The 12749-nt window shown below is 63.0% G+C and carries 4 protein-coding genes; 2 read left to right on the top strand and 2 right to left on the bottom strand.

The features are described from left to right. The first annotated feature begins 19 nt into the window (after nt 1–19). The gene (locus WC529_01700) at nt 20–9739 is read left to right on the top strand and encodes a hypothetical protein (GenBank protein ID MFA5112989.1); all 9720 of its coding nucleotides are present in this window, start codon (nt 20–22) and stop codon (nt 9737–9739) included. Nucleotides 9740–9794: 55 nt separating this feature from the next. Further along, nucleotides 9795–10784, top strand: coding sequence for a hypothetical protein (locus WC529_01705; protein ID MFA5112990.1), 990 nt, complete (start codon nt 9795–9797; stop codon nt 10782–10784). Here the strand turns inward: WC529_01705 and lnt are convergent. Both lnt and WC529_01715 read right to left on the bottom strand, forming a co-directional pair. Beyond that, nucleotides 10749–12140, bottom strand: a complete 1392-nt coding sequence (lnt, locus tag WC529_01710; protein MFA5112991.1) for an apolipoprotein N-acyltransferase — start codon at nt 12138–12140, stop codon at nt 10749–10751. The two genes, WC529_01705 and lnt, sit on opposite strands and share 36 nt — an antisense overlap. Further along, entirely contained in the window at nt 12119–12730 is a 612-nt protein-coding gene (locus tag WC529_01715) for a hypothetical protein (GenBank protein ID MFA5112992.1), read from the bottom strand. The genes lnt and WC529_01715 overlap by 22 nt, the downstream gene beginning before the upstream one ends. Between the last annotated feature and the right edge of the window lie 19 nt (nt 12731–12749).

Consider the following 12749-nt stretch of genomic DNA (forward strand, 5'->3'; position numbering starts at 1 on the left):
CCCCGAGTATTACCAGCAGTTGAGCTTTACCAACGGCTTTCCGGAAGACACCATCCCCTACACCACTAACACCCAGATCAGCACGATCCCGGCCGTCAAACCGTTGATCGACGATATCAAACAGGCTATCGTCCGGTTCAACGCCGACGACCCGGCCAAAGGCCTGGAGCTGTCCACCGCGGTCGATGCCTGGACCGTCGCCGACCTGACCCGCTTTATCGGCGAGATCAAGAGCAAGTGGGCCGACCCGAAATACCGCGAAGCTTACGGGCCGCTCCTCTTCCCGCTGCGCGCCGCCCTCCTCCAGGGCCGCACCTCGCTCGATTTCGACTTCGCGGGGCTGGAGACCGGTGCCCTCTCCTACACCACCGTCGACCTCTTTACCGTGGAAGGCTTACCGGCCGGCAGCGACGTTTTCGAAGCGATCAGCAAAAAATACAAGCTGGACGCCCCGGCCTGGTCGACGCCCGAAGGGGCCGCCCTGAAAGCCCAGCTGATGGAAGCGTTCAAGGCCCTCTACGGCGAAGACAAATGGCTGGAAAAGTGGCAGAGCAAGAAGGTCGACGAGTGGAAGCTGTCCGACCTGCTCGACCAGTACAACATCATCCAGGAGAAACTGAACAACGCGGCGACCTCGCGCGAGACCCGCCGGAAACTGGAAAGAAGTTTCACCCCCGCAGTCATGGCGGCGATCGAACAACAGCTCAAGAAAACCGCCCCGTTCCTTTTCCAGCCGGCCTGGTCAACGCCGGAAGGGGCCGCGCTCAAGGCCAAACTGATCGAAGCTTACAAGGCGTTCTACGGCGACAAGTGGCAGGAAAAGTGGAACCAGCGGAAGATCGATAACTGGACGGTCAACGCCCTGATCGATAACTATCGCTACACCATGGGCCGCGCGCAGGACAGCACCCTGGCGGAAGGGGTCCGGGGGAAGATCGAAAGCAGCTTTTCCCCGCTGGGCAACCAGGTCCGCCTCTTCCTCCTGCGGGCTGCCGGCGTCAACTTTACGCCGGCCGCGGCGTCCAACGACCCCAAGGTCAAGTTCTTCCTGGAAACGATCATGCCGGAAGTCAGGGCGGCCGACGAAAAAGCGCTGCAGGAAATCGCCGCCCAGACCGGCGGGCGCAACCTCCCCGCTCACGCCCTCCCCGGCTATCCCACTTCGGAGATCATGACCCCCGAAGCGGTCAAATGGTTCATCAACACCTGGGGGATGCTCAAGCGCCAGGAACTCGCGGCCAAATACCAGCCCGACCTCGCGGTCGTCAACGCTTTCCAGGGATTGTTCCCCAAGATCGACGAACCGTCGGTCCCCGGCCGCTCTTACGTTGAGGGCCCTTACAAGCAGCTCGATTTTTACCGGAGCGAGATCGCCGGCCAACTGGCCAACGATCCCGCCCGCGCCGCCGGCGCCAACCTGACGACCGAACAGGTCTCCACCCTGTACAACCTGGTCCGCGACACCGTCGCCGGCAGGCAGTGGTACGCGCTGGTCAAGGGTTTACCGGCCGAACATCTCCGGGCGGTCGAAGAAGAGGCCAAAACGCGGGCGCTGACCGCCGCTCTCAACGACGGCGCCGACACCCCGGTCAAAGCGGCCCTGCAGCAGCTGCGCGACGACGTCAACCGCCTTTCTACCGAGCTTTATATCGCCCAGCGGCGCTACCAGAGCGTGCTGGAAGACGCCAAGCGGCAGAACAACTGGGACGAGACCCAGCTCCGGGCAAACCTGGATAAACTGACCCCCGAAAGCCGCGACCGGATCCGGGAGATCCTCGACGCTCCGGCCCGGCTGCAAGCCGAGCTCACCCAAAAGAAGAACAGCCTGCCGGCGGCCGAAGCCGCTTTTACCGCGTCGATCTCCGCCACCTGGCCCAGCTACGTGGAACAGTTCAAGATCGCCATTCTCTGGGAGCAGACCAAGACCTATTACAGCTATGTCGGCGGGCCGACCTTCGGCAGCACCCAGCTTCAGGCGGACGCCCGCCTCCTCTACAGCAGCCAGGGGGTGCAGAGCATCGTCGACCTGCAGCGGTTCGTCAACAATCTCGGCGTCCGCAACGCCGTGCCGGACGACGAAACTTACGCCCTGAACCTGGCCTACCAGCAGATCGAGAAAAAGAGCGCCGAAGGCGCGGTCCCTGCCGATTATCTCGCCCCGGTCTACGGCAAGACCTATCTCAGCACCCGCCTGCCGGTGATCTACGAGGTCCGCAAACAAGCGAAGAGCGATCCCAAGGCCGCCGATCAGTACACTTACCAGGCGATCAATATCCACGACCCGGCGTCGCGCAGCGGTCAGTTCCTGCTCGGCCTGCTCCAGCTCTCCACGCCCGACGGCAAGGTCAACGACCCGGCCGGCGCTTTTGACCAGGTCTTTAACGGCCAGCTCGACAGCCAGACCTGGCTCGGACTCTTCCCCAACGAGCGGATCGCCGAACAGCAGCAGTCCGACTACGTCCGCGGCCAGCTCCGGCTCAGCGAGGTCTGGAACAAGCCGGAAGAGATCGCCAAACTGGCCAACAATCTCGGTGTCGCCGTCGACAGCCCGGAGTTCGCCTTCCTGCGCGACGTTCTGACCGGCAAAGCGCGGCTGGTGGCCAAGGCAAAATACGAGAACGGCCTGATCGCCGGCGAGAACAACGTCGAGTTCTTCCGGATGAAGGACGGCGTGCTGACCCCCCTGACGGCCGCGGAAAACGGTTTGTTCCGTAAATTGTACGAGAGCTACTACGCCGGCAAGAGCGTGACCGAGCAGAACAAGGTCCAGTTCTTCCTGAACTCCTACTACCGCGATTTCGGCGCCCTCTCCCCTAATTTGGAAAGTATGGCGCTCGACCTGGCGACCGGCATCGCCCGCAGCCCGAAAGGGAGCGAGATCATCGCCCGGCTCAACAGCGACCCGGCCTACAAGTCGCTCTTCTTCCAGTGCCTGATCGAAGCGGTCAAAACGCTCGCCCTGGACACCAGCGAAAAACCGGCCCGGCTCAAGCTGGCGGGCGCCATCGAACAGATCTACCAGCTGCTCCGCGGCAACGAGCTTAACCAGGCCACCGTCACCGCCGCCATCAGCGGCCAGCAGGGGACCGCCGGCTCCCAGCTCAACGACAAGCTCCGGATGCTCGAGAACGTCAAAGCCGACCTGCTGGCGGTCACCGCCCAGCTGCTGCAGTCGCAGGTCATCTCCAGCGCTTCCAGCCAGGAAGACGCCAAGTGGGTCCTGGACACCGCTTCGCTGGTGACCGAACGGATCCTCTACTATCTAAAGTCCGATTTCGCCCCGCTTAACCTGGCTGCGATCTCCACGGCGGCCGGCGACCAAATGAACAAGACCTCGTTCTTCGTCGTCGACACTTTCGTCGCCGATCTGCTCGCCCGCGATTATGTCGCCGCCGGCGGCATCGAGATCGCCGCTCCTTCCCAGGCCGCGGTCGCCGAGCGGGCGCAGGATTGGCTGACCGACAAGAGCGCCGGCCTCGACCGTTTCCAGTCGATGCACCAGTGGCTGTGGCAGGAGCCGGCCGCGGTCGTTCTCCTTTACTTCCACGGCAACAGCCGGGTCGGCGGCAACTTTGTCCCGTTTGAACACCGCGACGGCAAACTGGTCGTCCGCAACCAGATCGTCTGGCAGGACGTGGAGAAGCTCGGTAACTGGCGGATATCCCGGGAAGGCGACGCCGAGAACGGCGAAAAGCTCCTCAAGGCCGCCCAGGTGATGCAGCGCTACGCTATCAAGTTCGGCAACGGGCTCTTTACCGAAGGGGCGACCCCGACCTGGCGCGAAGGGAGCGGGATCTCCGCTGCCGACCGCGAGCTGGTGGAGTTTGCCGCCCGCTATCTGCAGAACTGGTACGACAAGATCGCCCGCATTACCCAGCCGGTCGCCGGCGCCATGTACGAGGATATCGCCTTGGGGCAAATGCGCCGCGAGAGCGATACCGCCTGGTACTCTCCGTCCCAGCTCTTGGAGGCCGCCTCCCAGCTCCCCGCCCCGATCATGCTCAAGAAAATGCAGATGTTCGAGAGCGACCGGATCCTGGCGCTGAAAGAGGCGCTGCTCGGCGGCGTGGTAGCGGAACTGCGCCGCGGCAATAACGGCGGCCAGGTCGTCTCCGCGATCGACGGCAAGCCGGTCAGCTACGCAAGCCGCCGCTTCTTTGAGGGCTCCTCGCCCGACGCTTTTACCTGGGACGCCGAGCTGATCTACCGCTTTGCCGACAACTACAGCGCCCTGTTCGGCCACTCCTATTTCAACGAATTCGTGACCGGCGAGGGGGGCGAGGCCGGCATGCCGAGCGACCCGGCGGCCGCGCTGAAAGATTTTGCCCGCCGCCTGAAAGCTTCCGGCAAAACGATCCAGCTCGACATCAGCCCCGACGACGACGCGGAGACCCGCCAGATCAAGCTGATGCTCCAGGCCGGATTGATGCTCTGGCGGCCGGGGATGGAGAACCGGACCAGCGCGGTCGAGACCGAGCTCACCGCCCTGGAAAACTTCATCGGCATCAACGTCTTCGGCTACGACGACACCGCCCCGACCTTTGCCCTGCCGGCGAATCTCGGTTCGCTCTACTCGCTCCGTTTTAAATCGTTCCTGCTCAAGGCGGGGAACCAGGGAGCCGGCTACCACTTCACCCGCGGCTTCTCCCTGCTCGACGAAAACCTGTCGCCGGAGATGATCCGCTACGCCGGCCGGCTCTTCGCCGATTTTAACAAGATCCTCGACCCGCAGGCCAAGCAGGAATTGCTCAAGCTCTTCAAGAAGTCCGAAGGGGAAATGGCCGCCATGGCCGCCCTGATGCAAAGCTACAATGGCGGCGAGATCACCGGACTCAGCTTTACCGATAACAACGACTCGGCGATCGAAGCGGCCCTTGTCTTCTTTGTCCGCCAGATCATCCCGAACTACGGAATGGTCGCCGAAGGCGAAGCCGACACCAACTTCGTCAACATGCCGATCATCCTCGCCGCGCAGGCGAATCACTGGCAGATCGGCGACGGCGACATCGTCTTCGGCGGCGCGGCGGCGATGCCGGGCACGTCCGAACCGAACCAGCCGGCCTTGTCGTTCAGCGCCCCCGCCGCCCTCGACCGGGAAGGGAACGGGATCGGCGACCAGTTATGGAAAGGTCTCACCAAGGGATTCCAGTTCGGCCTCTTTATGCACCCGACGATCCAGCTCGGGATGCAGGCCGGCGTGATCGCCAAATTGACCCGCGCCTGGGCCGCCGGCGATTCCGCCGCCGCCGAAAAAGCGGTCGAAGAGCTGGTCAAGCTCCGGCTCAGCTTCCTCGCTTTCCAGTACAACTTTGTCTCCTTGTACGGCAGTGCCGCCAACAACTTCCTGCAGGGGAATTTTGCCGAAGGGTCTATTGACCTGATCTTCGGTAATATGGCGTTGCACAAATCCCTGCAGCTGCTCAAGATGGGAACGGACAAGCTGATCAAGTCGCTGGAAAAGAAATACGGCCGCAAGCTGATCACCAACCAGTGGCTCAGGGAGAAAATGACCAAGATCGCCGGTGAAGCCACGGTCCTGGCCGAGAACGCCCTTTTTGAAGAAGGAAAGTTCGACCCGAAACTAAAAGTAACGGTCCGCCGCCTCCTCTCCAGCGCCAAAGATATCGTTTTTGAGCCGCTGACCAAGCTCCAGGAGGCGACCGGCCTCAGTTTCGCCGAACAGCACATGTTCTGGAAGAACATGATCTACCTCGCCCAGAACCCGGAAGCGATCATTGAGATCAAGGACGCCCGGGTCCCGGTCCTTGACGCCAAAGGGAAACCGACCGGCGAGTTCCGGAACATCTCTTTCCGGGTCCGGGGCGCCGACCTGCTGAACCTCTACAAGCAGAATCTGTCGCCGTCGCTCTTCAATAAGATCGTCGGCGCAATGAAGCAGTTCACGACCGATCCGCTCTTCAAACTGCCGGTCGTCGGCCGGCAGTTATCGGCCCTGACCAATCTCTTTGCTAACATGGCGACCAGCACCCGCCCCGGCGCCTGGGCTCGGGAACACACTTCCCGGCTGCACGGCGAGATCGTCCCCAACCTCCTGGAACTGAACGCCGAAGCGCTCCGCAGCGGCCGGCTTTCCCTGCAGGACATCATGCAGGCGACGCAGATCGAATCCGGCAAAGTGATGGAGCACAAGTTCAAATTCTCCGCCGGTAGCATGGCCAAGCGGATCATCCGCTGGGCGACGCTCGGCGCCCTCGGCACCAACGACGCCGGCATGATGATGCGCGATATCAGCCGGAGCACGCCGCTCCAGGTCGGCTACAGCCGCCTCGGCGGCACCCACTTCCTGACCGATCTCTTCCGCTCCGGTTCGCTCGGCGAACCGGCCTACAAGAACTGGCAGGCGATCTACCGGGAAATGCTGGCCGAAGGAGCCGGCGACAAGTTCAGCCGGCGCCAGCTCAAGCAGGCGGCCGCCCAGCTCTATCAGGAATACTCGCTGAAACGGCTCGACACCGTCAAGGCGGTGGTCAAAGCGCTCGCCCCGCAGCATCTCTCGGCCGAGGAGCTGGCCGCGTTCAACCGCGACGGCGTCCTGACCGAGGCGCAGTTCCAGCGGATCTTTAACGCCGAAAAAGCGAAATTCCGGCAGGCGCTCTCCGGCATTGAAGAGGCGCTCCGGACCGAGATCGGCGGCAAGATCAGGTCGGCGGTCAGCGGCGGCGCGGCGGCCGAAACGGTCACCAGCCCGCGGCTGCTCACCGCCCCGGCCGCAGTCATCGAAGCCGAATTTAAGGCGCTGGAAGCGGCAACGCCGGCAGTAGCGGAGCAAGCTGCTCCGCCAGTGACCCCTCCTTCGCTGCCGATCGCCGACCTGGCCGCGCTCGGTATCGACGCCGGCAAAGCCCTGGACGGGGTCGACATCGAACTGCAGCGCCGCTTTGTCCGCGCGGTCGCCGAAGCAAAGGCCCAGGGGAAGATCAACAATATCGTTTTTGAAGAGAACGTCCGCTTCGGCCACGGCGGCGAAGCGTCGCTGGAAAAACTGGCCACCCTGATCGAACAAGGGAACGTCCCGGCCAAGTTCCAGGTCGTCGTCACCACCGTCGACGGCGTGGAAACGATCAATATCAAAGAAGGCCTGATCAGCCGGGTGGCGAACGGTTCGACCGTCGGCGCCAACGGCGCCCAGTTCTTCCAGGAGATCTGGGACCCGACGCTCAGGAAACTGGGCGGGAACGGCGCCGTTCAGGAAACGCCGGCCATCGCGATCGACCGGAACCTGACGCCCGACCAGCAGGCACTGGTCCGGAACATCCGCGAATATCTCCAGGCCAAGACCGGCGTCGCGCTCGGCGGCCAAACGCCGGCCGCGACCGCCGGCGAGATCGCCTGGCTCGTCAATAACAGCGAGACCGCTATCGCCGAAAAGTACCAGATCAGCGCCTCCCGGGCGCTGACGCTCAAGGCCGAAGCGCTGGCCGCCATCTCCCTGCCGCAACTGGAGAACGGCTCCGTGACCGTCGACCCGGCGACCGGCGAGATCCGCGTCACCGTCGGCCGGGAAAGCCGGACCTTTAGCGACCCGGTTCTCGCCCGCAACTTCGTCATGGAACAGCTCCAGAGCAAGAGCCTGACGTTCAAACTGGTCAACCTGCTCAACGCCCCGTCCGGCACCCCGGCCGGCATCGCCATGGGGGCCGGCAGCATGGCCTTGACCGGCGCCCTGGCCGAGTCTTTTGTCGCCGCCATTTTTGAAGGTTACGGCGCCATCTGGCAGGGACGCGCTTTTGATTTCGCCCACGTCGGCAACTCCGCGGTCAACGGCCTGACCGGCTGGGGCCTGATGGGAATGAAGATGGAGCTCGCCCGGGTCGCCGGCTTACCGGAAGCCGCTGTCATGGGATACGCCATCTTCCTGCCGATGCTCGACGCGACCCGCGACCTCTCCCTGCCGGTCGACGTCCGGATCACGACCGGCGTCGGCGGGACCTTGGGGCTGAGCGGTTTTATGCTCGGCGAACGGATGGTCACCGGCGGGCGCGCCGCGGCCTGGCCGCGCCAGGCGGGCGGCGCCGCGTTCGGCAGCCTGCTGGCCGCCGGCGGTTCGATCTTGTTCGACAAGCTGATCATCCAGTCCGACTGGTACCAGAACAACGTTTCTTACGCGACCAAGGCCGGGATCGCCGACGGCCTCGCCATTACCAGCGACCGGATCAACAGCTACGTCTACGGCGAATGGACCGGCGCGCTCGCCAATCTCGCCACCAAGGCGCTGTGGGGGATCGAGACCGGCGGCTGGGGGCTGATCTCGCTGGTTGCCGGCTCCGGCTTTGACCTGGCGATGACCGGCTACCACGGCGCGACCGGCTATAACAGCTGGGACGCGTACGCCGACCAGCTAACCCTGCAGAAGATGGATTACTGGAATTCCCTGGACAATCCGGACACCGCCTGGTACCGGGTCGACAAATGGCTGATCATGGATACGATCAACAAGGTCGACCAGGCCTTCTGGGGGACCAAGATGATGGCCGCGATCCAGTCTAACGGTTTCTTCGGCACCGGTTTCGGCGCCTGCTCCATGACCGACGGCAGCTCGTGCCGCGACTATGTCATTAAGACCACCGGCGACCGGTACTGGCAGAACGCCAACCGGTTCATGGCCGCCGAATTCCTCAAACACGCCGAAGTCCGGCTCGAGAACGGCGTCGCCAAGTTCACTTTCGACGTCGCCGCCATCAACCGGGACCTTAACGCCGAAGCCAACGGCGAGCTCCGCCAGTCGCTCGGCTTCAACGCTTATTTCAACCCGCAGTCGTTCTGGGCGATCGGCTGGGACAGCCAGAGCTACTTCCTGAAGGAAGACCAGGCCCAGGCTTATTTCCAGTTCCTGATCGACCACAACATCTCGCTCCCGATCCAGGACGAGAACGGCACGATCCGCGAAGTTGCCGTCCGCCAGATCGTGGCGGACCAGCAGGCCGAGATGGTCGCGTCCGAAAAATCCTCCCGCTATCTCCAGATCCAGCTCGGGCAGCGGAACGGCAGTTACCAGCTCGGCAGCGAACAGCACCGGAGCGACATCGCCCTCGGCGTGATCGACGCCGCCGGCCAGCTGACGACCGACCCTCAGGTCGTCGCCGGCGCCGACGAGATCAAGACCGCATTGACCATCCGCTCGGCGGAAAAGCTGATCGCCGAGACCGATCTCTACCTCGGCCTGCAGATCATCAACACCCTGGTCGACGCCGGGAAGCTCGATTTCGACCAGTGGGCGGCCGCTCTCCCGGTCCGCCTCCGGATCCCGGTCCAGGCGGCGGCCGGTTTCTCCGCCCGCGCCCAGGTGGTCAAAGCGGAACTCGACACGCTCAAGCCGGAGATCGCCTACCTGGAAGAGCGGATGGCCGGCGTCCCCACGCCGGACGATCGGCAGGCTTACGCCGCTAAGCTAGTTCAGCTTAGCCGCTATCTGCGCGAGCTGGAAACTTATTACCGGGTCGCCTACGACCAGGCCGGGGTCGAGGAAATGGCCACTTTCCGCGCCGGGATCATGTCCGACCTGGCCGCCGTCGCGCCGGTCGTCGCCTCCCGGCTCCGCGACGACGATGCGCCCAACAGCCAGGAAGAAACGATCGCCCGGCAGGTCCTGGATTCCCGCCGGGCCGCCGGCCGGACGACCATCGAACTGGCCGAACTGGCGGAGCGGCCCGTTCCCCAGCTCCAGCCGCAGCCGGTCGATATTGATCTGTCCCAGTTCGGGTACCATTCGATCATTTAGTTAATATTGGGGGCGGCGGTTAACAGGCCCGTCGCCCCCTTTTTAAATTTATATTATGGAAACAAATAACGTCAGTAAAATGCAATCGATCGACCCGCGGTACGACTACTACGACTGGGAAGCCCCGGTCTCCCAGCCGCAATCGATCCCGACCGACCCGACGCTGACCAGCGTCCGCCCGCCCGTCACTCACGAACAGGTCACAGAGGTCAAGATCGACCGATTGGCTATGGAGGTTTGGGATACGGCCGAAGCCGACCTGACCGACCCGTCGCTCTGGCAGGCGCTCGGCGTGACCGACGCCAAGGCCGAACTGCTGGCGGCCCTGCAGGCCGGCGACCTCAGCGGCGACGAGCAGACGGCGCTCGAAGAGCGGGCGATCGAAGCTTACCTCGCGGTCTTTGCAACGCTGGCCGAGTGGGAGAACGATTACGGCTGGCTGCCGGGCATGGACGAAAAACTGCAAACGCTCCGCCTCGCCATCCTGAAAGATTTCCAGGATTACGGTTCGCAGCTGCTCGCCGTTTTCGGCGAGCCGGCCAAAGAACTACTGACCGCTCTGGCCGATATGATCGACGGCTGCTGCGGCAAGGTTTTCCTGGAGCCGCCCCCGGTCATCGTCGAACAAAAAGCGGAGAAACCAGCCGCCGCAACCTTGCCGAAAACGGAACCGGCGGACGACAAGCCCGCCATTGCGGCGGAAACCGAAAAACCGGCCCCCCCGCCGCCCGCTCCGTCCGCCCCGCAACCGCAAGCTGAAGAGCAGGAGGAAGAATTCCTCTACAGCGACGCTGAGGAATGGGGAAATAGCTGGTCGCCGGCCGACTACTCCCCTGCCCAAGCCGGGCCGACGGAGTTCCAGGAGTATTTTAGCGGCGAGCGGCGGCAGTTTTCCGCCCTGCAAAAAGAGCTGAACAACCTGGCGCTGAAAGTGGAAACGATGACCGCGCGCTGGGTCCTGGAAGCGACGCTCCGCAAGCTGGCCGACGTCAATAGCGCTTACCGGCGCTTACAGGCCCGGCTCGGTTTTACCCAGCAGCAGTAGTGCCCGGCTCCCCACCTTTGTCCGCTTGACCGCCCGCCCCCACGGATCGATCACCGCCGAGATCCCGCTGTTGCCGCACTGGACGAACCAGCGCCGGTTCTCGATCGCGCGGAAGATCCCGCAGTTATAATGGATGTACGGCGCGGCCGAATCGTCGAACCAGGCATCGTTGGTCAGGATCAGGATGTAGGCCGAGTCCGGCTTGACCCTTTTTTTCATCGCCGCCGGGAAGGTCGATTCAAAGCAGACGCCGGCAGCTACCTGCCGGCCGGCGACCGGCAGCGGGACCGACCGCGGATTGGCGGCAAAGTCCTGGCTGAAGTAGCCGGTCGAACGGAGGAGCGGCAAAAGGAACGGCCGGAACGGGAGATACTCCCCGAACGGGACCAGGTTCTCCTTATCGTATCGCGCCGTCACTTCGCCGGACGGGGTAATGGCGATGATCGAATTGTAGATCAGGCCGTCGTAATCGTAATGGGCGGTGCCGACCACCTGCCACGCCCCGGTCTCGCGCGCCAGCTCCCGGAACCGCTGGAAGATCAGCGGATCGCGGAGGATGTAAGCGTAAAGAGCCGTCTCCGGCCAGACGATGACCTCCGGTTTGCTTTTCGCCGCTTCCCTGGCCATCTCCGCCTGGAGGGCGAAATTCCGGTTCACCAGGCTCTGGTTCATCCGGTCGAACTGGTCAATGTTGGGCTGGAGCAAGGCGATCCTGGGCAAATTATTAGTTAATAATTTAGAATTATTAATTGTTGTTTCTCCGTAGGTCCAGGCAATTAGAATTAAAACAATTGCCAATCCCAAAGTAGCGGCGGGCTTTAGCCCGCCATTTCCGGCTGGCGACCTAAAGGTCGCCACTACGTCAGCCAAGGCGGCGTTGCAGAAAACGACGAGAAAGCTGACGCCGTAGACCTGGGAAAAAGCGGCGATCTGGACCAGCGGCAGCAATTGGACCTGCGAGTAGCCTATTCCGCCGGCCGTGACGCCAAAAGGACCCCAGGCCCGGGCAAGCTCGACCAGCAACACCCAAAGCACCGCTTTCCAGAAGCCGGCTAAGCGGTACGAACAGACGGCGAACAGGACGACAAAAAGGGTTTGGAAAACGATCAGGCAAAGCCAGGCGACATAAGCCCAGAGGCCGACATAGCGGCTGAGCGATGTGACCCAGAAGAGCGTGCAGCCGAAAAAGGGGAGGCCGAACCACAGCGCGGCGCGCGCGGCGGCGCGCGGCTTTTCCGCCCGGTCAAGGACGATAAAAAACGGCACCAGCGCCACCCAGGCAAGCCACCAGAGGTCGAACTTGGGAAAAGCCAGGGCTAACAGCAGCCCCGCGCCTATTGAATAGTAACGGTGCATTTGCTGATGTCCAGGGAGGCGTCCAGCGTCGGATTAGGGTCGTCGGTGATCGTGGTAATGGAGCCGGCGACCTTGGAAATATAGGCGTCGGTGGCGGTTAGGTGGTCGGCCGGCAGCCGGGCCGCGTCGTCCGGCCACGGCACGGTGACCAGGTCAAAATAGATCGTGTCGGGAATGACCGTCCCGAACGCCCGGCTCAGCTCAAAATTGAACTTCAGGCGGGTCGAGACCGTGCCGAGGCTGGCGATCACTTCGCGGGTGATCGGCGCGCCGATCACGAACGGCCCGTCGACCAGGAAGTAGCCGCCCGGATCGACGATGCAGTAGCCTTCCCACGAAGCGTAAAAGTTCGCGTAATAATCGGCCAGCGCGCCGCTGCGCGGCGTCGTCCCCGGCTCGATCATCTCAAAATCGATATTGTCGGGGGGCGGCAGCGGCACGCGGTAAGCCGGCGTCCGCGCCAGGACCAGGAAGTAGCGGTTCGCGTTGGTGTCCATGTTCCCCCGCAGCGTCACGTCAACGACCATTTCCTCGCCGTAGGTCACGTAGGAAGTGACCGTCCGGGCGCAGCCGGTCGTTAAGAACGTCAATAGCAAACAACAAACTATA

This window comes from Candidatus Margulisiibacteriota bacterium, from assembly GCA_041650855.1.
In the GTDB taxonomy this organism is placed as follows: Bacteria; Margulisbacteria; WOR-1; order O2-12-FULL-45-9; family XYB2-FULL-48-7; genus JALOPZ01.

Bases quoted from the DNA above. Each gene is read 5' to 3' on its own strand.
- WC529_01705 (MFA5112990.1), top strand. From the start codon at position 9,795: ATGGAAACAAATAACGTCAGTAAAATGCAATCGATCGACCCGCGGTAC.
- lnt (MFA5112991.1), bottom strand. From the start codon at position 12,140: ATGCACCGTTACTATTCAATAGGCGCGGGGCTGCTGTTAGCCCTGGCT.